Source organism: Mycobacterium neumannii (genome assembly GCF_002245615.1).
GTDB classification, from domain to species: Bacteria; Actinomycetota; Actinomycetes; order Mycobacteriales; family Mycobacteriaceae; genus Mycobacterium; species Mycobacterium neumannii_A.
On the sequence record NZ_NKCO01000002.1, the window covers coordinates 178,060 to 203,906 of the forward strand.

Below are 25,847 nucleotides of genomic sequence, written 5' to 3' on the forward strand. Positions count from 1 at the left end.
ATGACCGAGACGTTGGTCGTCGACCGCGAGCGCCCGGGCATCGTTGTCCTGCAACTGAACCGGCCCAAGCAGCTCAACGCGATCAACGAGGTCATGCGCGACGAGCTGTCGCTCACCTTCGCCGAGATCGCCGCCGACACAGCCGTCAACGCCGTCGTGCTGACCGGCGCCGGGCGCGGGTTCTGCGCCGGCATCGATGTGCGCAACTTCGGGCCCGAGACGGTGAAGGCGTCGGCTCCGGCGATCGAGCGGATGCGCTTCCAGGAGGCGATGGCCTCGTTGCCGCAGGCGATCCGGGCGATGCCGCAACCGGTCGTCGCCGCGGTGAACGGACCGTGCGTCGGTGCCGGGCTCGCGCTGTGCCTGGCATCCGACATCCGGATCTGTTCGACCGCGGCGACTTTCGGCAACGCCGCGATCCTGCTCGGGCTCTCGGGCGCCGAGATGGGCATGAGCTACCACTTGCCCAGGATCGTCGGCACCAGCGTCGCTGCGGACTGGATGTTGACCGGCCGCACGGTCAGCGCTGAGGAGGCCGACCGTCGCGGGCTGGTCAGCGAGGTCGTCGCGCCGGAGCGGTTGACCGAGCGCGCGTTGGAGATAGCGGCGACAATCGCCGACCTGTCCCCGTTGGGTGTGCAGTTGACGAAGCGGGCACTGCAGACCAACACCGACGCCTCTGGTCTCGACGCCGCGATGGAGCTGGAGAACCGCAATCAGGTGCTCAGCCATGCCTCCGAGGAGGCCGCGCAACGACGGCGGAAGTGGTCGGATAGCTGAGAAGCGGACGAAAGGACGGACAGTGGCCTGGGATTTCTCGACCGACCCAGAGTGGGCCGAACAGCTGGCGTGGGTGCAGGACTTCGTCCGCAACGAATGCGAGCCCATCGATCTGATCGTCAAGGAATCGCACGATCTCAACGATCCGGTGCGCCAGGCGCTGATTCCGCCGTTGCAGGAGATCGTCAAGGAGCGCGGGCTGTGGGCCACCCACCTGGGCGCACATCTCGGCGGGCCCGGCTTCGGCCAGGTCAAGCTGGCGCTGCTCAACGAGATCCTCGGCCGGTCCGAGTGTGCGCCCATCGTCTTCGGCTCGCAGGCGCCGGATTCGGGCAACAGCGAGATCCTCGCCCACTACGGCACGCCTGAGCTCAAACAGCGCTATCTCGAACCGCTGCTGGACAACCGGATCGTGTCGTGTTTCTCGATGACCGAACCCCACGGCGGTGCCGATCCGAAGGTGTTCACCACCACCGCCACCCGCGACGGCGACCACTGGGTGATCAATGGCGAGAAGTGGTACTCGTCGTTCGCGTCGATGGCGTCGTTCATCATCGTGATGGCGATGACCGACCCGGATGCGCCGCCGTACCAGCGCTATTCGATGTTCGTCGTACCCGGTGACACGCCCGGCATCAACGTGCTGCGCGACGTGGGCCTGGGCTACCAACCGCTCGGCGGCGGTGGACGCGAGGGATATGTCCGCTACGAGAACGTCCGCGTCCCCGAGGATCACATGCTCGGACCCCGCGGCGGGGCGTTCGTGGTGGCCCAGACCCGGCTCGGCGGCGGGCGGATCCACCACGCCATGCGCACCGTCGGTCTGGTGCGGCGGATCTTCGACATGCTGACCGAGCGGGCGGTGTCGCGCTACACCCAGGGTTCGGCGTTGGCCGACAAGCAGATGGTCCAGGAGATGATCGCTGACTCGTGGATGGAGATCGAGGCGTTCCGGCTGATGACCCTGCAGACGGCATGGAAGATCGACCAGTACAACGACTACAAGGCGGTGCGCGCGGACATCTCCGCGGTCAAAGCGATGATGCAGAAAGTGCTGCACGACGTTTCGGCGCGGGCGCTGCAGCTGCACGGCTCGCTGGGCACTTCCCATGAGATGCCGTTCGTGCAATACCTGACCGAGTCGTTCGTGCTGGGCCTGGCCGACGGTCCCACCGAGGTGCACAAGGTCACGCTGGCGCGGCTGCTGCTCAAGGACGTCGAACCCGCGCCCGACGTTTTCCCGTCCGAACACCTGTTGCGGCTGCGCGAAGCCGCCGAGGCCAAGTTCGCCGACAAACTCGCGGGGATTCCGCGGGGCTGATTCCAGGAGGTTCACACAATGTCGTGTGAGGGCAAGGTCGCCTTGGTGACCGGCAGCAGCCGCGGCCTCGGTAAGGCCATCGCGCAGCGGTTGGCGCGCGAGGGTGCCACGGTCGCGCTGACCGCGCGCACGCTCGAGCCGAACCCCAAATACCAAGGTTCACTACGTCAGACGCTCGAGGAGATCGAAGCCGCAGGCGGATCGGCGATCGCGGTGGCGGCGGACCTGTCCGACAGCGGGGAGCGCACCCGGTTGTTCGCCGAGGTGGTCGACAAGGCCGGTGCGCCCGACATCCTGGTCAACAACGCCGCCGTCACGTTCTTGCGGCCGCTCGACGAATTCCCCGAGCGCCGCGTTCGGCTGATGATGGAGATGCACGTCATGGCACCGCTGCACCTCACGCAGATGGCCATCCCCGCGATGCGCGAACGCGGCCGCGGATGGGTGCTCAACGTGACCTCGGTGGGCGGCGACCTGCCCGACGGGCCACCCTTCTCGGACTTCGACCGTACCGCCGGCTTCGGCGTGTACGGCACGGTCAAGGCCGCGCTGAACCGGCTGACGAAAAGCCTTGCGGCCGAACTGTACGACGACGGCATCGCCGTCAACGCCGCCGCTCCCACCAACCCGGTCGCCACCGAGGGTGCGGGTGCCCTCGACCTGGCCAAGACCGACACCGAGGACATCTCGCTGATCACCGAGACGGCGTTTCGCTTGTGCACCGGTGATCCGAAGACCTTGACCGGTCGCATCGCCCACACGCAGTCCTTCCTGGGTGAGACGGGCCGGCCGTGACCCGCGAGCGTGGGGTTGTGTCACGCGAAGTGGCGGTTCGGTGTGACGGTAACCCACGTTCGGCGCAGGAAGGGGGCACCGGACAGTGAGGGTTCAGCCCGCCGCGTACCTGCGCACCACGCTGCCGCTGGACCTGTCCGTGCTCGGCGAGCTCGACAGCGGCCGCTATCACTCCATCTGGATGCCCGACCACATGGTCAGCTTCTGGCCCGACTCCATCTGGACCCCCGAGTTCACCGATCTGGCAACGGTTTCACCGTCACCGCACCGCCACCTGGACGGTATGGCGGTCGCCGCGGCCGCCGCAGTCCTGACCACGAACGTGCCGCTGGTGACCAGCGTCGTCGACACCGTGCGTCGCCACCCGTCGCTGCTGGCCCAGGGCGCACTGACGATCGACCACCTCGCCGCCGGACGGTTCATCCTCGGCCTGGGCAGCGGAGAGACCGAGAACACCGTGCCCTACGGCTTCGACTTCACGGCGCCGGTCAGCCGCTTCGAAGAGGCGCTCAAAGTGATCCGGCTGCTGTGGGACAGCGACGGACCCGTCGACTTCGACGGCCGGTTCTACCGGTTGCGCCACGCCCGCCTCGATACCGAACCCTACGAGGGACGCTTCCCGCCGATCTGGATCGGCGGCAGCGGTCCACGCACCCTCGACATCGTGGGCCGCTACGCCGACGGGTGGTGGCCGACCGGCGCGTGGTCGCCCGAGGACTATGCCGAAAAGCTCTCCGCCGTCCGCCGTTCGGCAGACAAGGCCGGGCGCGACCCCTCGGCGATCACGCCGTGCTTCATCCAGGTGTGCCTGGTGGGGCGCGACGACGCCGCGCTCGCCGAGATCCTCGAAGCGCCGCTGGTGAAGTCGTTTCTGCTGCAGGTGTCCGCGGAGGTGCTGAGCAAGGCGGGTTTCGAGCATCCGATGGGGGAGAACTGGCGCGGGTACCAGGACATCGACCCCGCGGTGCTCACCCGCGAACGGATCGTCGAGTTCCTCGATCGGGTCGAACCGGAGATGATCTTGGCGATGGTTCCGCACGGCACCCCGCAGCAGGTCGCCCGCATCGTCACGGACTACGTCGACGCCGGCTTGCGCGTTCCCAAGATTATGGATTACGGCGCCATGGCCGGACTGCGGTACACCGCCCAATCGGCGCAGAACGTGCGCGACGTCGAGGACGAGCTGATGACACTGTGCGGAGACGTCTCGTGACCTCGCGGCTGGTGGCCCAGGACATGCTCGCCCGCGCCGAAGCCGAGACCGGCTTGCGTGACTACGGCGACCCCACTCTGTCGCAACGGTTCTCATTGGTGGTCGACCACCTGAACACGCTCGGCATGGACGCCGACGGCATTCGACGCGCCGCCGAGGTGTGCCACTGGCTGCTGACCTCCCGCCTGGAGTTCTTCGAGGACCGCCGGCGCTACCCAGTGGGCGACGAGGTGATCGAGCGGCCGATGTTCGTCACCGGTGAGCCGCGGTCGGGCACCACGCTGATGCACGCACTGATGTCGGTGGACCCGGACTCCCACGCCCTGCGGTTCTGGGAGGTGATGTACCCGTCGCCGCCGCCGGGCATCGTCGACGATGACGACCCGCGTCGCCTGCGCGCCGACGCCGACTGGCGCGAGATCAATACGAAACTGCCGAAATGGCTGCACAGCCACCCCTACAACGACATGTTGGGCGATGGGCTGCCGGAGGACGAACGGACCTGGGCCTTCGATTTCCGGGTATTGACCCCGACGGCGTGGTGGCGCGTGCCGATGCAGACCGTCGTCGGAGGCCTACCCGTCGACCCCGCCGCGCAGTACCGCATCCACAAGGCGATGCTGCAGCAGTTCCAGTACCGTCGGCCGCGTAAACACTGGGTACTCAAGGGCTTTCACGGGTTCCGGTTGCGGGAGCTTTTCGACGCCTACCCCGACGCGACGCTGATGTGGCTGCACCGTGACCCGGTTCAGGTCGCGGCGTCGCGCACGATGATGATGGCCGACATCCTCGACGGCATCATCGGACCCGTAGATGTGCACGCCGCTGCGAAGATGCACCTGGCGCTGACCCGCGAGAGCATCGCCAACACCATGACCAACCCGATGGTCGACGATCCGCGGATCCTGCACGTGCGCTACACCGACTTCATCGCCGACCAGATCGGCACCGTGCGCCGCTACTACGAGTTCCGCGGTCGGCGGTTGAGCGCCGAGGCGGAGACCGCCATGCGCTCCTACCTGGTCAACAATCCGGGAGACCGGCACGGCAAGTTCCGCTACTCCACCACGCTGATCACCGATATCGGCGAGAACCTCGACCGGCTACACGACGAATTCCGGCCATTCCGTGAACGTTTCGGCGTTGCGATCGAGAACCGGGGCTGACGTGACCGACGAGCGGCTGTCGGTACACAGCGTGACGTTCTACGGAGCGCCGCTGAGCGATCTGACGTCGCACTGGCGTGCGCTCGGGGTGCGGCGGCTCAGCCTGATCGACTCGCAGCTGTCCGAACCCGAACTGCCGACGGTGATTGCCGGCGAGGGATATTCGGTGGAAACCGTGTACCACCTGTTCTCCACCCCGGATTCGCTGCTGCGGGTGATCGACGCGGCTCATACCGTCGGTGCGCGGGTGATCTACATGCTGACCGGCGGGCGCGGCGACCTCACCTCAGAACACGCCGCGGACCGATTCGGCCAGGCGGTGACACCGTGCGTGCGGGTGGCCGAACAGGCGGGCGTGGCCCTGGCGATCGAGAATGCGTCAAGCCTGTACGCCGACATCCACATCGCCCACACCCTGCGCGACACGATCGCCCTCGCCGAAGCGACCGGACTCGGCATCTGCATCGACCTGTTCCACTGCTGGGCGGAGGCGGACCTGACCGCACTGGTGCAGCGGGCCCTGCCCCGCACCGAGATGATCCAGCTGAGCGACTACGTCCTCGGCGACCGGGCACTGCCCGCGCGAGCCGTACCCGGCGACGGCGTTATCCCCATCGCTCCGTTTCTCGCGACGGTGCTGGACTCGGGCTATGCGCACGGCTTCGACCTGGAACTGATCGGGCCGCGCATCGAGGCGGAAGGCCCCTTCGAGGCGGCACACCGCGCCTGCGACGTGGTATCGACGATGCTGGAAGAACTCGACGGCTAGGGGAACCGAATGGCGTTCGGAGACGGCCCGGATGACGTCGCGCTGAAGTCCGCGTGGGACGCCTTCTGCGATCGGCTGAAGGAGGCGGGGGAGCGGGTCTTCAAGGACCACAACGGCACCTCGGGACTCCACCGCGCGGACGGCTTCCGCTTCCTCACGCAGAACCTCGGGCAGGCGTTCGACCTGGCGTTGGAGACCCGAAACACCCGGTATCCCGAGATCCACACCTTCTGCCACCCGACCAGAAAGCTCGGCGGGGACTGTGCGGACTTCCTGTATCAACAGGCGTGGATCGACGGCACGTCGACGTATCGGATCACCGGGGAGCGCGGCACCGCGCCGTTCTTCAACATCACGGTTCAGGGCCCGCGCACCGCAGGCGCCGGTGTCCTGCACGAACCGTTCGGCGACATCCCCGAAACGAGCCTGACTGGTGCACAGTTGAAGACCGACCCCGACGGTACCTTCGAGATCTACGTTGGCGGATCCCGGCGAGAGCCCAACTGGCTACCGACCACACCCGGGTCGCGCAAGCTGTTCATCCGCCAGGGATTCGACCGCTGGGACGAGCGGCCGGCCCGGATGCGCATCGAACGCGTCGACATGGCCGAGCCCAGGCCGGTGCCGACGCCCGCGGATATGGTCAGCGCCCTCGGGTGGGCGGGTGACTTCCTCACTCAGATGATGTCGGACTGGCCCGAATTTCCGTTCACACATGGCGGTGTCGACGCCGAGCACCCCAACCGGTTCCCCGACATGACCGCGACCGGCGATGACTCCCGACGCGGTCGCGCGGCGGTGAACATGCACTGGCGCCTGGCGCCCGAGGACTCGCTGATCGTCGAATTCGACGCCCACGACGGATTGTGGATGCTCACCAACATGGGGCCGTTCTTCACCAGCATGGATTACCTCTACCGCCCGGTCAGCTACACGCCGAGCCGCACGACGGTCGATGCGGACGGCAAGGTGCGTCTGGTGTTGTCACACGACGACCCCGGCTACCACAACTGGCTGGACACACAGGGTTTCGAGCGAGGAAACCTCACCTACCGGCACATGCTCGACGGCCGCCCCGTTCCGGTGCGCACCCGAGTGGTCAAGCGCGTCGACCTCGGCGACGCGCTGCCGGCCGACACCGCGACGGTGACACCGGCCGAGCGCGTTGCACAGATGTGGGTCCGCTTCAACGGGATTCGTCAGCGCTACGGTTGGTAGAAGCGGTGCCTAGAGCCTCTGCAGCTTGAACGTCCAGAACTGCATACCCGGTGGACCGTTGAAACAGCCGACGTTGTAATGGGACTCGATGGTGCCGACCAGAGATATCTCATCCCATGAGTACGTCTCGCGAGTGGGGAGCCGTTGACCTGGACAGATCAAACCGTCTGGGACGTCGACGGTCATGGTGTACCGGCCGTTGACAAGCTGCGCCTCTCCACCGTAGTAGGCGTAGAACTTCAACCGCGGAGCTGCGCTGACTTTGACGCAGTCCGGCTGCTTGTCCGGCCAGCAGTTGCTGACGAACCAGAACCACGACGCTTGCGTGTAACGGTTGGTCTGCAGATCGTAGTTGCCCAGCGGCATCATGGCATGGGCCTGCTGTGGAGCGACGATGCTCACCGAGGCCATGAGCGCAGCCGCTGCGACTAAGATCCTGAATCGGGTCACCGGTTTCCTCCCATGTCCCCGCCCGCTGCCCATCAAAGCACCTTCGCGCCCATCGCGAGCGCAGTTAGGTGATGACGGCGGCTTCCTTACGCTCGGTGATCGGCCGGGCGAGCTCCTGTTCGTCGCAGATGCGCTGAAGCTTCTTCAACGTCTCGTCGAGGCCCGGGCCCAGCGGCTTGCTTTTAGTGAAGGTGGCGGGCAGATTCCGCATGCCCTGGATCACCCCGATCGTGTCGTAGTGAACCGTGCCCTCCGGATCGCACACGTAGTCGGGCATCCGGTCCAACACGGCGGTCAGCATCGACTTGAAGACGGTGCGCGCCACGTTGGATCCCACGCAGCGGTGTACACCGATGCCGAAACTGAAGTGCCGGTTGCCCTTCCGATCGAGCATCACCTCGTTCGGCTTCTCGAAGACGGCGGGATCACGGTTGGCCATCGCCCACGACAACCACAGCCGCTCGTACTTCTTGAACTGCTGGCCCTCCACCTCGACGTCCTCGGAGAAGGTCCGGCCGTCACCGGGCGCGGGGGTGAAGAAGCGCAGAAACTCCTCGGTGGCCGGGTGCAACAGCGTGTCGCGCTCGCGGCTGAGGCGCTCCCGCTCATCGGGGTGCTCGCCGAGCCACTCCAGGGCGTGCGCGGTCAGGGCGGTGGTGGTGTCGAAACCGCCGCCGATGATCAACCCCAGGTTGCCCAGAATCTCCATATCCGGGGCCGGTTCACCGTCGATGCGCAACTGCAGCAACGCGTTCACCAGGCCGGGCCGCGGGTTCTCCCGGATCTCCATCATGTTGTTGATGAGGTCGATCCCCATCTCGCGGTGCTGTTCGTTGATCTTCTCCCGCTCGGGAGCGTGTTCGGGCGTGTACACCGAGGCGTGTGTCGGCTCGCTGTAGACGTTCCACTTCTTGAGGTCGATGCCCATCATCGCCAGCGTGAACACCGCGGGCACGACGTTGGCGAGGTGCTCGACGAAATCGATACGGCCGGACTCGATGTGCTCATCGAGTGCGGCGCGGGTGATCTCGTCGACGAACGGCTCCCAGCGTTTGATCGCCGCCGGCGACAGATACGGATTCAGCGCACCGCGGTAGGCGCTGTGTTCGGGCTCGTCCATCTCCAGGATGCCGCCGCGAACCACGGTGGCACGACTGGCTTTCGGGATCGTGATGCCCTGGAACGGGGTCTCACCGGTGATGTCGTGATGATTGGACACCGCGGGGCACCGGGCCAGCTCGAACACGTGCTTGCTGTCCGCGGCGACCCAGTGCCCGTTGTAGGTGTCGGTCCATGCCATCGGGCACCGGGACTGCATCTCCTCGGTGATCTTCTCGAACTGCAACCGGTATTCGGGGGTGTGCCGGTCGAAGTGGTACCGGTTCTTCTTGCGGTCCCCGTCGTCTTCTCCGTTGGCTCTTCGCGCCAGCGGCTCATCGCTGTGGACAGTCACGGCGTGTCTCCTATTGCGTGTGGGCGACGTAGGCGGCCCACGTCATTCGATGACGATGGCTTGTTCCGGGCATGAGTGGGCGGCCTCTCGCACCAGGTCCTCCTGGTCGGGGGGAACAACTTCGTTCACCGCCGACGCATGGCCGTCGACGTCGTCGAGCTCGAACGAGTCGGGTGCGATCATCGCGCACAGGGTGTGCCCCTGGCAGCGTGTTCCGTCAACCGAAACCTTCACTGTCGCGACTCCTTTCGCTCAGTTGTGGTAGTCGTACCACTTCAGGTAGCCGCCGGCGTCGACCCGCAGTTGCGCACCGGTGACGAAGCGGGCTTCGTCAGAGGCCAGCCAGAGCACCGCATTGCTGATGTCTTCCGGCTCGACCCACGGCACCTTCATGGCCTGCTGCACGTAGAAGACGGGCTCGGCGTCCTTGAGTTCCGGCTTCTCGAGATCCGGGCGGAACGACCGGTACATCGGCTCGCTCTGCAGCATGTTGGTGTTGCAGTTGGTGGGATGCACGACATTGGCGCGGATGCCCCGTGCCGCGAGCTCGGTGGCCAGATCGTGGACGTAGGCCGAGAGCGCCCGCTTGGAATGCACGTAGGCCATGCCGCCGGGGTCGTTGCCCGGATCGTTCTTCTGATGGGTGTCCATCAGCGCCGCGGTGGAGCCGGTCGCGATGATCGACGCGCCCTCCTTGAGGTGCAGCAGCGACACCTGGATGGCGTTGATGGTCCCGATGAGGTTGGTGTTGATGACATCGATCCACGCCTGCAGGGGCGGTTGACCTTTCATGCCCGCGACACCGGCCTGCGCGACGACGATGTCGAGCCCGCCGAGTTGGGCGATGCCCTCCTCGAGCGCGGCCTTCAGCTGTGCGGCCTCGCGCACGTCGGCCTTGGCCGTGAAGACGCGCTGGCCGGTCTTCTCGATGAACGCCGCGGTCTCCTCGAGATCCTCCGGTGTGGCCATCGGATAACCGATTGTGTCGATGTTCTCGCAGAGGTCGACCGCGATGATGTCGGCGCCCTCCTCAGCCAGCCGTACCGCATGGCTGCGTCCCTGCCCACGAGCCGCACCGGTGACGAATGCGACCTTTCCCTGTACGCGTCCCACTGAGGATCCTTTCCTTATTACTTGTCGCCGCTACGTGTTTCGGCCGCCGTTGACGCCCAAGATCTGTCCGGTGATGTATCCGGCCTCGTCGGAGACCAGGAATGCGCAGGCGGCCGCGATGTCCTCGGGCTTGCCGATGCGGCGCACCGGTGTCGAGTCGATGTTCTGCTGCACCACCAGGTAGCCGCGCTCTTCGGACTTGCGGAGCATCGGGGTGTCGATGAAGCCGGGCGGCACGGCGTTGACGGTGATACCGCTGGGGCCGTACTCCAGTGCCAGCGACTTGGTGAGTCCGTTGACCGCGGACTTGGCGGCCACATACGGCGCCATGTAGGGCTGACCGGAATGGGTGCTTGACGACGAGATGTTCACGATCCGCCCCCACCCGGCTTCGATCATGTCGGGAAGGACGGCCTGGACGCAGTGGAAGACGCCGTTGAGGTTGACGTCGATGACGCGCTGCCAGTCCTCGAATTTCAGATCCGTGAACCGCTTGAACTTCTCCAGCCCCGCGGCGTTGACGAGGACCGTGATCGGGCCGAGTTGGGCGCGTACGGCGTTGAACGCTTCGTCGACCTGGGCGCGGTCGGTGACGTCGGCGGTGTAGGCGAAGTCGGCGTCCGACGGGTTGATGTCGATGGTGGCGACGTGCATGCCGTCGGCGCGCAGACGCTGCGCGACGGCCAGCCCGATCCCCGAACCGCCTCCGGTCACGACGGCGTTCTTCATGCCTCCGCCCGGGCCTTGGTCATCATGCTCCTCGCATGCGTGCGCGACGCCATCAAGAATCGTCCTTTCGATTATGAGAACCGTACTCTCGCATCTTGCAACTCCGCAAGACACGAGGGCTTGGCGATTCGCACTGGTGAGACGTTCGACGGACGATTGTCGCACCGCTCTTCGCAGGCAGTGGCGATTCCGCTCAAATTCTTGAGTTCTCTTCGTGCGAATGTATGATTCGCCGGGGATGAGAATGAAGTTTCCATCACACCACCAAAACCCACGTCTGAGGAGGATGATGCAGGAAGCGACCCTCGTCTCGAGTTCCGAACCTGCCGCCGGAACCGTCGGCGTCGATCGCCGGTTGCTGATCGGCGGGCAGCTCCTCGAGACCTCCCGGACGTTTCCTTCCCTCAACCCCGCCACCGGCGAGGTGCTCGGGTACGCGCCGGACGCCACCGTGGCCGATGCCGAAGCGGCCGTCGCCGCCGCGCGCCGCGCCTTCGATGAGACCGAGTGGTCGACCGATGTGGATCTGCGCATTCGGTGCCTCGAGCAGTTCCACCGTGCCCTCGTCGAGCACCGTGACGAGCTCGCTGAGCTGACCATCGCCGAGGTCGGCGCCACCGAAGCCCTATGCCAGGGTGCGCAGCTGGACCAGCCGATCGAGATCGTGCGGTACTACGCCGAGCTGCTCAAGACCTATCCGATGACCGAAGATCTCGGAAACATCGAAAGCCGCGGTATGCAGCACCACCGGTGGGTGGAGAAGGAAGCCGCGGGCGTGGTGGCCGCGATCATCGCCTACAACTACCCCAATCAGCTCGCGCTGGCGAAGCTGGCACCGGCGCTGGCCGCCGGATGCACGGTGGTTCTGAAATCCGCGCCCGACACTCCGTTGATCACGCTCGCTCTTGGTGAGCTGATCGCCAATCACACCGACATCCCCGCCGGTGTGGTGAACGTGCTCAGCGGCGCGGACCCCGAGGTGGGCGCCGCGCTGACCACCAGCCCGGACGTCGACATGGTGACGTTCACCGGGTCGACCCCGACCGGGCGCCGGATCATGGCCGCCGCGAGCGAAACCCTCAAGAAGGTCTTCCTCGAGCTGGGCGGCAAGTCGGCGGCGATCGTGCTCGACGACGCCGACTTCAACATGGCCGCATTGTTCAGCGCCTTCAGCATGGTCACCCACGCAGGTCAGGGCTGCGCGCTGACGTCACGGCTGTTGGTGCCGCGCGCGCGTCACGACGAGATCGTCGAGCTGGTCAAGAACAACTTCGGGCTGGTGCGCTACGGCAACCCGGCCGAACAGGGCACCTACATGGGACCGCTGATCAGCGAGAAGCAGCGCGACAAGGTCGACGGGATGGTCAAGCGCGCTGTCGAGGCCGGGGCGAAGTTGGTGACCGGCGGGGAGAAGGTCGACCCCGGCTACTTCTATACGCCGACACTGCTGACCGACGTCGACCCCGACAGCGAGATCGCCCAGGAGGAGGTGTTCGGGCCCGTGCTCGCCGTCATCGCCTACGACGACGACGATGACGCGGTCCGCATCGCCAACAACTCCATCTACGGCTTGTCCGGAGCAGTGTTCGGCAGTCAGGATCGCGCGCTCGCGGTCGCACGGCGCATCCGCACGGGAACGTTCTCCATCAACGGCGGCAACTACTTCAGCCCCGACAGCCCCTTCGGGGGATACAAGCAGTCCGGCATCGGCCGCGAGATGGGCAGGGCCGGCCTCGAAGAGTTCCTTGAATCAAAGACGTTCGCAACGGTGGTGAGCGCCCCATGAGTGGACCGTTGGACGGCATCCGCGTCCTCGAAGTCGCGATGTACGGGTTCGTCCCATCCGCAGGCGCGGTGCTGCGGGAGTGGGGCGCCGACGTGGTCAAGGTCGAACACGCGGTGACCGGTGATCCGCAGCGTGGACTGCGGCAGACCGGGCTGCTACGCGTCGAAGGCGACCCCAATCCGAACATCGAGCACGCCAACCGGGGCAAGCGCAGCATCGGCCTCGACATGTCGGTGCCCGAAGGCAAAGAGGTACTGCTGGAGCTGGCCCGACGGGCCGACGTCTTCTTGACCAGCTTCCTGCCGGGACACCGGCAGCGGTTCGGCATCGACGTCGACGACATCCGCGCGGTGAACCCCGACATCATCTACGCCAGGGGCAGCGCACTCGGTCCGCGCGGCGAGGAGTCCGTCAAGGGCGGCTACGACATGACGGCGTTCTGGTGCCGTGCGGGCACCGCGGCCACCATCACCCCGCCCGGGACGCCGGGCATGGTCGGCCCGCCGGGACCCGCATACGGGGACACGATCTCGGGCACGAACCTTGCCGGCGGCATCGCCGCGGCTCTGCTCAAGCGCGAGCGCACCGGGGAGCCGTCGGTGGTCGACGTGTCTCTGTTGGGAAGCGGCCTCTGGTCGCTCGGGCACACGGTCGCGCTGACCAAGCACCTGGGTGAGCGCATGGAGGCCTTTCCTCCGGGTGTGCACGGGTCGCCGATCAACCCGCTCGTCGGGCTGTACCCGACGGCCGACGACCGCTACATCTCGTTCGTGATGATGCAGCCCACGAAGTTCTGGGCCGACGTCTGCACGCACATGGGTCTTGACGAACTCGCCGACGACCCGCGCTTTGCCACCGTGGAATCCATCGCCGAGAACACCGAGGCGGCGGCGGAGATCCTGAAGGAGGCGATGTCGAAGCGTCCGCTCGCGGAGTGGAGCGAGCGCTTCGCGACGCTGCTGGGGCCGTGGGCGCCGGTGCAGGACACGCTGCAGGCCGTCGAGGATTCGCAGATCCGCGCCAACGAGTATCTGGTGCAGGCCGGCGAGCTTGAACTGGTTGCCAACCCGGTCCAGTTCGATGTCAGCGCACCCCAGAGCGGGCCCGCCCCAGGGTTCGCCGAGCAAACCGACGAAATATTGCTGGAACTCGGCTTGGATTGGGACCGCATCATCGAACTGAAGACGGCCGGCGCCGTCACTTAGAACCCGAAAGACAGCCCATGCCCTACGTCGCCTCGATCGGCACATACCTGCCGTGCTGGGGTGCGCCGCTACACCGTGAGCCCGGTGACGACGAGGACGCGATAACCCTCGCCGTCGAAGCGGGACGGGCGGCGCTGCTTGCCAGCGGGGCGGTCGAGCGGGTGGTGTTGGTCAGCCGCGATCTGCCCCTGCTCGACAGCAGCAATGCGGCGGTGCTGCTGGCCGGGCTCGGGCTGGACCCGGAACTCGAGGTCGACGAGCGCCTCGGCGGTGCACCCGCCACGCTCGACGCCGTCAGTTCGGCGCGGCCGCGGACATTGATCATCGGCACCGACCTCGAGCCGGCCGGAGCGGCGGCGATTCTCACCGCCGAGCGGGGGCTGCAGGTGCGTACCGCGGCCCGCGTCGCGCGCAGCCTTCCGGTCCGAACCCGCAAGGCAACTGGTGATGTGCACGACTACGGCGACCCTCGGCTCCTGCACGAGCGTGGGCTCATCGCCTCTCTGGAGGCGGCGTGGCTGGACACTCCGGCCGCTGTCGCGGGTGTCGACCATTCGTGGGCAGCCGAGCTGACGATCGGCGATCCGCCTCCGCTGCCGACCACCGGTGCGAGCGCCGGCTTGTTCGCGTTGGCCGGTATGGCCGAACGGAATTCGACGGGCCCGCTGGTCGCCGTCGAACAGGCCAGCCTGTCCGGGATCACGGTCACGGGCGGCGTCGCAGAGCTGACCCGCCGCGAGCCGGCCGCACGTCCCCAACCCGAGGGCACAATCGTCGGCGACGCCCAGATCCCCATCTCCCTTGCCGCTTACGAACGGGCGTTCGAGGCCAAGGTGCGCTGGGAGGCCGGCCGTCACCCGGGTTCGGAGGACCTCGACTTCCCGCCCCGGTACCGGCTGGCCGACAACGCCACGCTCTCGACCGGGTACGAGCTGATTCCGTTGCCGCGCACGGGTTCCGTCTACACCGAGACCACCGTGCACATCCCGGTGCCCGGTCTGCGCTCGCCCTACTCGCTGGTGATCGTCGAACTCGACGGCGTCGGCGTGCGCGCTTTGGTGAAGGTGACCGGTGCCGAACCGGGGTCCGTGGACATCGGCACTCGCGGCCGACTCGCGTTGCGCCGCGTCGCCGTTCGCTCCGGAGTGCCGGACTACGGGTACATGTTCGAGCCGGAAGCAGTGGCGGCGTGAAACGGGTCGCGATCGTCGGCGCCGGAATGACCGCGTTCGGTGAACATTTCGCGCTCGGCCTCAAAGATCTCCTGCCGATGGCGTTCGCCGAGTGCGCGGCGAGCGTGGACAAGGGCCTGAAGAAATCGGACCTGCAGGCGGCGTGGTTCGGCGCCATGGGCACCGCCGACGGGTTCCCGGCCGGAATCCTGGCCGATACGCTCGGCCTCCCAGACCTCCCTGTGACCCGCGTCGAGAACTCGTGTGCCACAGGCAACGACGCGATCCGCAACGCGCTGTTCGGTGTCGCGTCTGGGGCGTTCGACGTCGCGCTGGTGATGGGTGCCGACAAGTTGCGCGACACCACATCCCGAGACATGTTGTGGGAGTGGGAGGCGATGGCCCGCGACATGGCCTGGGACTACCCGCTCGGCGTGGTCTCGCCCGCAGGATTCGCATTGCACGTTCGACGCTATCTGCACGAGTCGCCGGCCACGCAGGAACACCTGGCGATGGTCGCGGTCAAGAATCACCGACACGGTGCGAACAACCCCAAGGCGCGACTGCGATTCGAGATCACCGTCGAACAGGCGATGGAAGCTCCCGTCGTCGTCACCCCGTTCCGGCTTTATGACTGTGCGCCACAAAGTGACGGCGCGGCGGCTCTGATACTGGCCTCCGAAGACGTGGTCGATCGATTCACAAACCGCCCGGTATGGATTCGCGGAGTGGGCCTGGGCCTCGACTCCGTGATGCACCAACACAAGGCGGATATGACGACGATGCCCGCGACGGTGCGCGCCGCCAAACAGGCTTTTGAGATGGCCAGTCTTGTTCCTAGCGATGTTCATGTGGCTGAAGTTCACGATTTCTTCACGGGCATCGAATTGATCAGCTATGAAGATCTGGGATTCGCCGAGAGGTTCGGGGGCCACAAACTCGTCGAAGCGGAAGTGACGACTATCGGCGGGGGGTTGCCCGTGAACCCGAGCGGAGGGCTGAAGGCCAAGGGGCATCCGCCCGGCGCGACAGGCGTCGCGCAGTGCGTTGAGCTGTTCGCGCAGCTTCGCGGCGAAGCCGTGAACCAGGTGGACGGTGCTCGGATCGGCCTTGCCCATAACATTGGCGGGCCAACGGCGGTGGCGGCGGTGACCATCCTGGAAGGAGACGGCAATGGCGCAGGGTAGTGGACCGGAACGGTGGTCTGCCGGTCTACCGCCGTTGCGGAATCTGGCTGGGCCGATGCAGGCGGTCGGGGCGTTGTTTGCGATGTCGGCTGATGCGGTGCGGTTTGTGTTTCGTCGGCCGTTTCAGTGGCGGGAGTTTTTGGAGCAGTGTTGGTTTATTGCTCGGGTGTCGTTGGCGCCGACGTTGTTGGTGGCGATTCCGTTCACGGTGTTGGTGTCGTTCACGTTGAACATCTTGTTGCGGGAGTTGGGTGCGGCTGATCTGTCGGGTGCGGGTGCGGCGTTTGGTGCGGTGACTCAGGTGGGTCCGATCGTGACGGTGTTGATCGTGGCCGGTGCCGGTGCGACGGCGATGTGTGCTGATCTGGGGTCGCGCACGATCCGCGAGGAGATTGATGCGATGGAGGTGCTGGGCATCAACCCGGTCCAGCGTTTGGTGACCCCGCGCATGTTGGCCTCGGGGTTGGTGGCGCTGTTGCTCAACAGTCTGGTGGTGATCATCGGGATCCTGGGTGGTTACACGTTTTCGGTGTTCATCCAGGATGTGAACCCGGGTGCGTTCGCGGCGGGGATCACGCTGTTGACCGGTGTGCCTGAGGTGATCATTTCGTGTGTGAAGGCGGCGTTGTTTGGTCTGATCGCCGGGTTGGTGGCGTGTTTTCGCGGGTTGACGATCACCGGTGGTGGCGCCAAGGCGGTCGGTAACGCGGTCAACGAGACGGTGGTGTATGCGTTCATGGCGTTGTTCGTGATCAACGTGGTGGTGACCGCGATCGGTATTCGGATGACGACGGGCTGATCGGGAGCTATCGATGGGAACCGTACAAGTTCTGCGCAGCACCTATCCGCGCCTGACTCGGGGGGCGCGCAAGCCGGTCGACTTTTTGGGTCGCATCGGCGATCACATGTTGTTTTATCTGCGTGCTCTGGCCGGGGTGCCGCACGCGTCGGTGCATTTCCGCAAGGAGATCGTGCGGTTGATCGCTGAGATCTCGATGGGTGCGGGGACGTTGGCGATGATCGGCGGCACGGTGGCCATTGTCGGCTTCTTGACGCTGGCGGCCGGTGGCACCTTGGCGGTGCAGGGGTATTCGTCGTTGGGCGACATCGGGATCGAGGCGCTGACCGGGTTTTTGGCGGCATTTATCAACGTGCGTATCGCGGCCCCGACGGTGGCCGGGATCGGGTTGGCGGCCACGTTTGGGGCGGGGGTGACCGCGCAGTTGGGCGCGATGCGCATCAACGAGGAGATCGATGCGTTGGAGTCGATGGCGATCCGGCCGATCGAGTATCTGGTGTCGACCCGGCTGATCGCGGGGATGGTGGCGATCACCCCGCTGTACTCGATCGCGGTGATCTTGTCGTTTGTTGCCAGCCAGTTCACCACCGTGGTGTTGTTCGGCCAGTCCGGCGGGCTGTATGACCATTACTTCGACACGTTTTTGAATCCGATCGACCTGTTGTGGTCATTTTTGCAGGCGGTGCTGATGGCCATCACGATCCTGTTGGTACACACCTATTTCGGCTACTTCGCCTCCGGCGGCCCATCGGGGGTGGGCGTTGCGGTCGGTAACGCGGTGCGCACCTCGCTGGTGATCGTCGTGTCGGTCACCCTGCTGGTATCCCTGGCCGTCTACGGTTCCAACGGCAACTTCAACCTGTCGGGATAGAGGCGCCGGTGAAAAGCAGTGTGGTACGTCCCCTGACAGGGTTGGCCCTGATCGTCACGATCGTTCTGATCGTCGCATTGGCGGTGGCCCTGTTCCAGGGCAGCTTCACCAAAACCGTTCCCGTGACGGTGATCTCGGAGCGGGCCGGCCTGGTGATGAACAACGACGCCGAAGTGAAGATGCGAGGCGTCGACGTCGGCAAGGTCGAGTCGATCGAGACCCGCACGGACGGCACGGCAGCGCTGCACCTGGCGATGGATCCGGCGCAGATGCACCTCATCCCGTCGAACGTCGACGTCGACATCGCGTCGACGACAGTGTTCGGCTCGAAGTTCGTTCAGATGAAGCCCCCGGAGAATCCGTCGGCCGAGAAGTTGCGTCCGGGTCAGGTCATTCAAAGTGGCAGCGTCACCGTCGAGATCAATACGGTGTTCCAACAGCTGGTCAACGTGCTCGACAAGATCGACCCCGCGAAGCTGAACCAGACGCTGGGTGCGATCGCCACCGCCTTCAACGGTCGAGGGGAGCAGTTCGGCCAGACGTTGGTCGACTTCAACGCGTTGTTGGCCAAGATCGATCCGAGCCTGCCGAATCTGGAAGCCGGCATCGAGGCCGCGGTACCGGCGTTCACCGCCTATGCCGACGCGGCACCCGATCTGATGTCGACGATCCGCAGCACCACATCGGTGAGCAACTCCATCGTCGACCAGGAGCAAAATCTCGATACTTTCCTGGTCAGCGCAATCGGGTTGGCAGACATCGGCAACGACGTGATCGGCGGAAACCGTGAGGCGCTCGGCGATGTGCTGGAAAACCTGGTCCCCACCGCTGAGTTGCTCAACCTCTACCGCAAGTCGCTGTGGTGTGGCATCGGCGGGCTGGTGCCCTTCGCGAAGTCACCCCCGCAGTTCTCGGGCGTATTGGTGAATGCCGGTCTGACCCTCGGCGTCGAGCGATACCGCTTTCCGGGAGACCTGCCCAAGGTCGCCGCCAAGAGCGGGGGACGCGACTACTGCCAAGAACTCGGCCTACCCGAATTGCCGCCAGAGTTCGTGCCGCCCGCGCTCGTCGGGGACGTCGGCTCCAATCCGGCGCAGTACGGAAACGCGGGAATTCTGCTGAACTCCGAGGGCCTCAAGAACTGGTTGTTCGGGCCGCTCGATGGGCCGCCGCGTAACACTGCGCAGATCGGAATGCCGGGATGACGGGATCAACGGGCACTCTCATCAAGTTCGCCGTCTTCGGAGTCATCATGACGGTCCTGACGGCCTTCCTGTTCTTGATCTTCAGTGATTCGAGAGGCGGTGACACCGAGGGGTACAAGGCGGTGTTCACCGATGCCTCCCGTCTCAAGACGGGCGACAGCGTGCGAATCGCGGGGATCCGGGTCGGCACCGTGCAGAGCGTGTCGCTGCAGCCGGACCGAAATGTCCTCGTCGAGTTCGACGCGGACAAGAGCACCAAGCTGACCACCGGCACACGGGCTGCCATCCGGTATCTCAACCTCACCGGGGATCGTTACCTGGAACTGCTCGACACACCGGACTCCACCCGGATCCTGCCCAAGGGCGCCACGATTCCCGCCGACCGGACAGCGCCGGCGCTCGACCTGGACCTGCTGCTCGGCGGGCTGAAGCCGGTGATCCAAGGCCTGAATCCGGAAGATGTGAACGGATTGACCTCGTCGCTGATCCAGATCCTGCAGGGCCAGGGCGGCACCTTGGAGTCGCTGCTGTCGAAGTCGTCCTCGTTCACCAACTCGCTGGCCGACAACAACCAGGTGATCGAGCAGTTGATCGATGAACTGCGGACGGTGCTCGACACATTGTCCAAAGACGGCGAGGAGTTCTCCGGCACGATCGACCGGTTGCACCGACTGGTCGAAGGGCTGTCCGCGGACCGCGACCCAATCGGCGAGGCCATCGAACAACTGGACAACGGCACGTCGTCGCTGGCCGACCTGCTCGGACGTACCCGTCAGCCGCTGGACCATACGGTCAACGAGTTGCACCGGCTCGCGCCTCTGGTCGGAAACGATCTGCCGCGCTTGGACGCGACCCTGCAGCGTCTTCCCGAGATCTACCGCAAGCTCGCCCGCGTCGGCTCTTATGGGGCGTTCTTCCCGTACTACATCTGCGGCATCACGTTCCGCGCCAGCGACCTGGAAGGCCGAACCGTGGTGTTCCCCTGGGTCAAGCAAGAAACGGGAAGGTGCGCTGAAGAGTAGATGGACAAGTACAGGGGCTCCCGTCTCATCAGGGCCGGCGTCATCGGCGTCGTGCTGGTGATCCTTGTGATCACCGTCGGGTTGCAGCCGGAGCGGCTGATGTCGTATGCCACCGGGCTGCGGTATCAGGCACTGTTCACCGAAGCCGGCGGCCTCGCGGGAGGTAACGACGTCACGTTGTCCGGGATCAAGGTCGGCTCGGTCTCGTCGATCGAACTCGTCAACGGCGATGCGCTGGTTGATTTCACTATCCAGAGCAAGTACGCGCTCGGCTCGGACTCCACCGCACAGATCCGCACCGGGACGTTGCTCGGTGAGCGGGTGTTGGCACTCGAGTCGGCGGGCAGCGGCACGCTCGACCGCAGCAAGCCCATCCCGACGTCGCGGACATCGTCGCCGTACTCGCTGACCGATGCAATCAGCGATCTCACCGCCAACGCCGCGGCCACCAACACCGACACGCTGAACCAGTCGCTGGACACGCTGGCCGCGACGCTCGATCAGGTTGCGCCGCAACTCGGTCCGACGTTCGACGGACTGTCTCGGCTGTCGCAGTCGCTCAACAACCGCAACCAGAGCCTCGCCGAGTTGCTGAAGACCGCCGGCGATGTCACCGGGATCTTCGCCGAACGTAGCAATCAGGTGAACTCGCTCATCCTCAACGCCAATGACCTGCTGGCGGTGCTCAACGAACGTCGGCATGCGATCGTGAGCCTGCTGAACGCCGCCTCCGCGGTTTCGCAGGAGCTCACCGGCGTGGTTGCCGAGAACGAGCAGGAGCTCGCGCCTACGCTCGACAAGCTCAACGAGGTGGTGGCGGTGCTGGAAAAGAACAGGGACAACCTGGCCAAAATGCTGCCAGGAGCGGCGAAATACTATCTGACACAAGGCGAGATCGTGTCAAACGGTGCGTACTACAACGCGTTGGTTCCGAACGTGATCCCATTGCCGCCCGCAATACTCCAGCCGTTCATGGACTACGCCTTCGGCTTCCGCCGCGGCATGGACGCGGGCCAACCGCCCGACAATGCCGGACCACGGGCGGAACTACCGTTCCCCGTCAACGCCATTCCGCAGCCAGGAGATCTTCCCGATGACGGCACCCCGTAAGCGCTTGGTGACCGCCACGGCGGTCCTGCTGGCCATCGGATTGGTGGCCGGCGCAGCGTTCCTCGTGCGTCAGGTGTTCTTCGGGCCGAGCACCATCACGGCCTACTTCCCGACCGCGACAGCCATCTATCCGGGTGACGAGGTGCGCGTATCCGGTGTGCAGGTGGGCACGATCGAGTCCATCACACCTGAGGGCACCCAGACCAAGATGGTCCTCAAGGTCGACAGCGGTGTGCCGATTCCGGCCGATGCCAAAGCGGTCGTCGTCGCGCAGAACCTGATCGCGGCCCGCTATGTCCAGCTCACGCCCGCCTACCGCAACGGCGACGGACCGAAGATGCAAGACGGTGCGGTGATCCCCATGGACCGTACCGCCGTTCCTGTCGAGTGGGACGAGGTCAAGACGCAATTGATGCGGCTGGCAACGGAACTGGGGCCGGACACCGGGGTGTCGGACACGTCGGTTTCCCGGTTCATCGACAGCGCCGCGAACGCTATGGGAGGCAACGGCGAGAAGCTCCGGCAGACGCTGGCCCAGTTGTCGGGTGCAGCGAGAATCTTCGCCGAAGGCAGCGGCAACATCGTCGACATCATCAAGAACCTGCAGGTCTTCGTCGGTGCGCTGCGCGACAGCAAGCAGCAGATCGTGATGTTCGAGAACCGGTTGGCCACCCTCAGCAGCGTCCTGAACGACAACAGGTCCGACCTCGACGCGGCGCTGACCGACCTGTCGGTGGCGCTGGGCGAGGTCCAGCGGTTCGTGGGCGGCATCCGGAATCAGACCTCCGAGCAGTTCCAGCGCCTGGCCAACGTCACCCAAGTTCTGGTCGACAACAAGTTGGCTCTGGAGAACGTGCTGCACATCACGCCGAATGCGATCGCCAACTTCGCAAATATCTACTATCCCAACGGCGGTTCGGTGACCGGGGCTTTCTCGCTGAACAACTTCTCGAACCCGGTTCTGTTCATCTGCAGCATGATCGGCGCCGTCGCGAACGTCACCGCCCCCGAGACCGCAAAGCTGTGCGCGCAGTACCTCGGTCCGGCGCTGCGCCTGCTCAACGTCAACAACGTCCCGTTGCCGATCAACGCCTACCTGCGGCCAGCTATCAGCCCGGAGCGGTTGATCTATACCGACCCGAAGCTCGCCCCGGGGGGTGCGGGGCCGGGGGATCCGCCCGAACCCTTCCCGGATGTGTCCGCCTACCTCGGCAACGGCGATGTCCCGCCGCCGCCGGGCTGGAACATGCCCCCGGGTCCGCCCGGGCTGTATACCCCAGACGCGGACGCACCGGCGACTCCGTCGCCGCCGCTGTTCCCCGGCGCGCCGATCCCCGGACCGCCGCGGGTGCTGAGCAACATCCCTGCGGGCCCGACGACGGTGGAGGGCATGTTGCTGCCGCCCACGCCCGCCGGCCCCCCGGGGCCGCCCTTGCCCGCGGAGGCCCCGCGATGATTTGCAGGAGCGATGTGAAGCGATTGACGATCGCCGGGGCGTGCGCGGCGCTGACGCTGACCGGCTGTTCATTCCAGGGCCTGAACTCGCTGCCGCTGCCCGGCGCGGTGGGCCGCGGACCCGACTCGGTGACCTACCAAGTCGAGGTCGCGAATGTGGCGACGCTGGAATCCAATTCACCGGTTCTCATCAACGACGTTGTCGTCGGCAGCGTCGGCGAGATGACGGTGGAAGACTGGCACGCCAATGTGCAAATCTCGGTCAAACCCGATGTGGAGGTGCCCGCCAACGCCGTGGCAACGGTCGGGCAGACCAGCCTGCTCGGCTCGATGCACCTGGCGCTCAATCCGCCACTGGGCGAAGAGCCGAGGGGTCGGCTGCAACCGGGCGCGACGATCCCGTTGGGTGACTCGTCGACGTATCCGTCCACCGAGCGGACGCTGTCCGCGTTGTCCACCGTCGCGAACGGGGGCGGGCTCGGGCAGATCGGTGACATCATCTCCAACTTCAACGTCGCGTTGAACGGGCGGGAACCTCAGATTCGCGAATTGCTCACTCGGCTCGACAATTTCGTCGGGGTGCTCGATCGCCAGCGCGACAACATCATCGCCTCGATTCAGCAGTTGAACCGGGTCGCGGGTACGTTCGCCTCGCAGCGCGACGTGCTCGACCGGGCGCTCAAGGAGATCCCACCGGCGCTCGATGTGCTGATCCGCGAGCGGCCGCGGCTGACCACCGCGTTGCAGAAGCTGGGAAAATTCAGCGACACCGCCGATCAGTTGGTCGACGACGCCGGTGACGACCTGGTGAAGGACATCGAGAATCTGGGTCCGGTGTTCGGTGCACTCGCCGACATCGGGCCGGATCTGAACCTTGCGCTGTTGTGGGCCACCGCGTTTCCATACGGGCCGACATTCGCCGATCGCATCACCCGGGGCGACTACATCAACCTGTTCGCCAGCTTCGACCTCACCTATCCGCGTCTGAAGAAGACGCTGCTGCTCGGTACGCGGTGGGGCGACGAGAATGCCAAACTCATTCCGGCGCCCGGCGACCCGTACTACATGAATTACTCCTACAGTCCGATGGCGCTCGGCGTCGCGCCGCCGCCGCAGGGGCTGCCGCCGGCACCCGGGGCGCCGCCCGGTCCGGCATTGCCACCGGTAAGCGGGCCGCTGCTGCCGGTCGCGCCCCCGCCGCCGGCGGCGCCATGGCTCCCTCAGACCCAGGCGATCACGTCGTCGCAGATATTCGCGGGACCCTACGGGCCGTCGGCGCCACCGGCACCTGTTCCGCCGGCTGAACCGATACCGGGAGGCGGTGGCTGATGCTGACTCGCTTTGTCCGAAATCAGTTGATCATCTTCACGATTGCGTCGATCCTCGGTGTCACCGTGATGATCTTCACCTACATGCAACTGCCCACACTGCTCGGTATCGGCCGCCTGAAGGTCACGCTGGAGCTACCCGCCGCGGGCGGTCTCTATCGCTTCAGCAACGTGACCTACCGCGGGGTGCAGATCGGCGAGGTGACGTCGGTGACGTTGACGGAGAACGGTGCTGAGGCACACTTGTCACTCGACACCTCACCGAAGATCCCAGCAGACCTGCAGGCCGAGGTGCGCAGCGTTTCCGCTGTCGGTGAGCAGTACGTGGATTTGCGTCCCCGCACCGATTCGGGTCCGTATCTCGAGAGCGGACAACGCATTCCGGCCTCGCGGGCCACGCTTCCGCAGGAGGTGGGTCCGATGCTGGACCGGCTGAGCGCGCTGGTGGACAGCATCCCCGGCGACCGGATCGCCGACCTGCTCGACGAATCGTTCAAGGCGTTCAACGGAGCCGGTCCGGACTTCCAGTCCCTGCTCGACTCGGCCTCCAAGGTGACCGATGAGGCCAGCGCCGTCTCCGACCAGACCCGCGGCTTGATCGACGACAGCAGGCCGCTGCTGGAATCGCAGGCCGAGACCACCGAGCAGATCCGTACCTGGGCGCGGAGCCTGGCAGGCGTCACCGGCCAGCTTGAACAAAACGATCCGGAGATCCGGACGATATTGCAGCAGGGGCCCGGTTTCGCGCAGGAAGTGTCCCAGCTGCTCAACGACGTCAAGCCCACGCTACCGATCCTGCTGGCCAACCTCACCACCGTCACGCAGGTCCTGCTCACCTACAACCCGGCCCTCGAGCAGCTGCTGGTCATCTTCCCGGGCATCATCGCCGCCCAGCAATCGTTCGGCCTCCCGGGTAACAACCCCACCGGGTGGCCCACCGGCGATTTCGCGCTCACCATCAGCGACCCGCCGGCGTGCACCGTGGGATTCCTTCCGTCGACGCAGTGGCGCTCCCCGGAGGACCAGACCACGATCGACACGCCTGACGGGCTGTACTGCAAATTGCCGCAGGACTCACCGATCAGCGTACGTGGAGCCCGCAACTACCCCTGTATCGAACATCCGGGCAAACGGGCGCCGACGGTCGAGCTCTGCAACGACCCAAGGGGTTACGTTCCGCTCGCCATGCGCCAGCACACGCTGGGGCCGGAACCGTTCGACCCGAACCTCATCTCTCAGGGAATATCGCCCGACGACAGGGTCGACTTCCAAGACCGGATCTACGCGCCGGTGCAAGGTACGCCGCTGCCGCCGGGCGCCGTTCCCGCGGGAGCGCCACCCGGCCCATCGGCATCCGACTCGCCACCGTTCCCCGCACCGGAGGTGTTGTCACCGCAGCCGACGCCGACGGCTGTGCCGCCGCCACCATTCGCGCCCCCGCCACCGCCGGGACCCATCGCACCCCCGCCGCCGCCGGGCAACTCGCTCAACGGGGCGCCGCTTCCGCCGGCGCCGGGAGCCGTTCCCGCAGCGCCGGCCGCTCACGTCGCCGAGGCCTCAACGGGCGGTCCATCGGTGGCCGTGGCGACATACGACCCCAGGACGGGGAAGTATCTGAGTCCGGACGGCTTCCTGCAGCAGGAGACACTGCCCGGCAAGAACTCTAAGTCGTGGAAGGACCTCTTGCCGTCCTGACCGTG

At 65.7% G+C, this 25,847-nt stretch carries 24 protein-coding genes; 19 read left to right on the forward strand and 5 right to left on the reverse strand.

Features of this window, described 5'->3' with window-relative positions; genetic code table 11:
- The 7 genes from CEX88_RS03535 (at window position 1) to CEX88_RS03565 (ending at window position 7,262) form a co-directional block, all read left to right on the forward strand.
- Window positions 1-780 carry an enoyl-CoA hydratase/isomerase family protein gene (locus tag CEX88_RS03535; protein WP_094292420.1) on the forward strand — a complete coding sequence of 260 codons (780 nt, stop codon included), beginning with the start codon at window positions 1-3 and terminating at the stop codon, window positions 778-780.
- A 22-nt stretch (window positions 781-802) separates the two neighbouring features.
- Entirely contained in the window at window positions 803-2,101 is a 1,299-nt protein-coding gene (locus CEX88_RS03540; RefSeq protein ID WP_094292421.1) for an acyl-CoA dehydrogenase family protein, read from the forward strand.
- An 18-nt stretch (window positions 2,102-2,119) separates the two neighbouring features.
- The gene (locus tag CEX88_RS03545) at window positions 2,120-2,896 is read left to right on the forward strand and encodes an SDR family NAD(P)-dependent oxidoreductase (RefSeq protein ID WP_094292422.1); all 777 of its coding nucleotides are present in this window, start codon (window positions 2,120-2,122) and stop codon (window positions 2,894-2,896) included.
- A gap of 85 nt (window positions 2,897-2,981) precedes the next feature.
- Entirely contained in the window at window positions 2,982-4,109 is a 1,128-nt protein-coding gene (locus tag CEX88_RS03550; RefSeq protein WP_094292423.1) for an LLM class flavin-dependent oxidoreductase, read from the forward strand.
- A 23-nt stretch (window positions 4,110-4,132) separates the two neighbouring features.
- On the forward strand, window positions 4,133-5,275 hold the full coding sequence (locus CEX88_RS03555) for a sulfotransferase family protein (RefSeq protein ID WP_420799183.1): 1,143 nt from the start codon (window positions 4,133-4,135) through the stop codon (window positions 5,273-5,275).
- A 1-nt stretch (window position 5,276) separates the two neighbouring features.
- Window positions 5,277-6,044, forward strand: a complete 768-nt coding sequence (locus CEX88_RS03560) for a sugar phosphate isomerase/epimerase family protein (protein WP_094292425.1) — start codon at window positions 5,277-5,279, stop codon at window positions 6,042-6,044.
- 9 nt (window positions 6,045-6,053) lie between these two features.
- Complete coding sequence (locus CEX88_RS03565; RefSeq protein ID WP_094292426.1) at window positions 6,054-7,262, forward strand: DUF1214 domain-containing protein; 1,209 nt, start codon at window positions 6,054-6,056, stop codon at window positions 7,260-7,262.
- A gap of 9 nt (window positions 7,263-7,271) precedes the next feature.
- Here CEX88_RS03565 and CEX88_RS03570 read toward each other — a convergent pair whose 3' ends face one another.
- From CEX88_RS03570 to CEX88_RS03590, 5 genes are all read right to left on the reverse strand, one after another.
- On the reverse strand, window positions 7,272-7,673 hold the full coding sequence (locus CEX88_RS03570; protein WP_174522787.1) for a hypothetical protein: 402 nt from the start codon (window positions 7,671-7,673) through the stop codon (window positions 7,272-7,274).
- A gap of 103 nt (window positions 7,674-7,776) precedes the next feature.
- Window positions 7,777-9,165 (reverse strand): cytochrome P450, encoded by a 1,389-nt coding sequence (locus tag CEX88_RS03575; RefSeq protein WP_238381935.1) that lies wholly within the window; start codon window positions 9,163-9,165, stop codon window positions 7,777-7,779.
- Window positions 9,166-9,207: 42 nt separating this feature from the next.
- The gene (locus tag CEX88_RS03580; protein WP_064397030.1) at window positions 9,208-9,399 is read right to left on the reverse strand and encodes a ferredoxin; all 192 of its coding nucleotides are present in this window, start codon (window positions 9,397-9,399) and stop codon (window positions 9,208-9,210) included.
- 18 nt (window positions 9,400-9,417) lie between these two features.
- Entirely contained in the window at window positions 9,418-10,278 is an 861-nt protein-coding gene (locus CEX88_RS03585) for a mycofactocin-coupled SDR family oxidoreductase (protein ID WP_064397029.1), read from the reverse strand.
- 30 nt (window positions 10,279-10,308) lie between these two features.
- Window positions 10,309-11,007: an SDR family NAD(P)-dependent oxidoreductase gene (locus CEX88_RS03590; RefSeq protein WP_064397027.1), complete on the reverse strand. Its 699-nt coding sequence runs from the start codon at window positions 11,005-11,007 to the stop codon at window positions 10,309-10,311.
- A gap of 289 nt (window positions 11,008-11,296) precedes the next feature.
- On the opposite strand from CEX88_RS03590, the gene CEX88_RS03595 reads away from it, so the two are divergent.
- The 12 genes from CEX88_RS03595 to CEX88_RS03650 are packed head-to-tail and all read left to right on the forward strand — an operon-like array spanning window position 11,297 to window position 25,842.
- Window positions 11,297-12,793: an aldehyde dehydrogenase family protein gene (locus CEX88_RS03595; protein WP_094292556.1), complete on the forward strand. Its 1,497-nt coding sequence runs from the start codon at window positions 11,297-11,299 to the stop codon at window positions 12,791-12,793.
- Window positions 12,790-13,998, forward strand: coding sequence for a CaiB/BaiF CoA transferase family protein (locus CEX88_RS03600; protein WP_094292427.1), 1,209 nt, complete (start codon window positions 12,790-12,792; stop codon window positions 13,996-13,998). The genes CEX88_RS03595 and CEX88_RS03600 overlap by 4 nt, the downstream gene beginning before the upstream one ends.
- A gap of 17 nt (window positions 13,999-14,015) precedes the next feature.
- Window positions 14,016-15,191 (forward strand): OB-fold domain-containing protein, encoded by a 1,176-nt coding sequence (locus tag CEX88_RS03605; RefSeq protein ID WP_094292428.1) that lies wholly within the window; start codon window positions 14,016-14,018, stop codon window positions 15,189-15,191.
- Complete coding sequence (locus CEX88_RS03610; protein ID WP_094292429.1) at window positions 15,188-16,357, forward strand: thiolase C-terminal domain-containing protein; 1,170 nt, start codon at window positions 15,188-15,190, stop codon at window positions 16,355-16,357. Before CEX88_RS03605 ends, CEX88_RS03610 begins: the two co-directional genes overlap by 4 nt.
- Window positions 16,344-17,156, forward strand: coding sequence for an MlaE family ABC transporter permease (locus CEX88_RS03615; protein ID WP_059101923.1), 813 nt, complete (start codon window positions 16,344-16,346; stop codon window positions 17,154-17,156). The genes CEX88_RS03610 and CEX88_RS03615 overlap by 14 nt, the downstream gene beginning before the upstream one ends.
- 13 nt (window positions 17,157-17,169) lie before the next feature.
- On the forward strand, window positions 17,170-18,027 hold the full coding sequence (locus tag CEX88_RS03620; protein ID WP_064397019.1) for an MlaE family ABC transporter permease: 858 nt from the start codon (window positions 17,170-17,172) through the stop codon (window positions 18,025-18,027).
- An 8-nt stretch (window positions 18,028-18,035) separates the two neighbouring features.
- Entirely contained in the window at window positions 18,036-19,232 is a 1,197-nt protein-coding gene (locus CEX88_RS03625) for an MCE family protein (RefSeq protein WP_094292430.1), read from the forward strand.
- Complete coding sequence (locus tag CEX88_RS03630) at window positions 19,229-20,254, forward strand: MCE family protein (RefSeq protein ID WP_094292431.1); 1,026 nt, start codon at window positions 19,229-19,231, stop codon at window positions 20,252-20,254. Before CEX88_RS03625 ends, CEX88_RS03630 begins: the two co-directional genes overlap by 4 nt.
- The gene (locus CEX88_RS03635) at window positions 20,255-21,364 is read left to right on the forward strand and encodes an MCE family protein (RefSeq protein ID WP_094292432.1); all 1,110 of its coding nucleotides are present in this window, start codon (window positions 20,255-20,257) and stop codon (window positions 21,362-21,364) included.
- The gene (locus CEX88_RS03640) at window positions 21,348-22,820 is read left to right on the forward strand and encodes an MCE family protein (RefSeq protein WP_094292433.1); all 1,473 of its coding nucleotides are present in this window, start codon (window positions 21,348-21,350) and stop codon (window positions 22,818-22,820) included. Before CEX88_RS03635 ends, CEX88_RS03640 begins: the two co-directional genes overlap by 17 nt.
- Window positions 22,817-24,148, forward strand: coding sequence for an MCE family protein (locus CEX88_RS03645; RefSeq protein ID WP_094292434.1), 1,332 nt, complete (start codon window positions 22,817-22,819; stop codon window positions 24,146-24,148). Before CEX88_RS03640 ends, CEX88_RS03645 begins: the two co-directional genes overlap by 4 nt.
- Complete coding sequence (locus CEX88_RS03650; RefSeq protein WP_094292435.1) at window positions 24,148-25,842, forward strand: MCE family protein; 1,695 nt, start codon at window positions 24,148-24,150, stop codon at window positions 25,840-25,842. The genes CEX88_RS03645 and CEX88_RS03650 overlap by 1 nt, the downstream gene beginning before the upstream one ends.
- The last annotated feature ends 5 nt before the right edge of the window (window positions 25,843-25,847 follow it).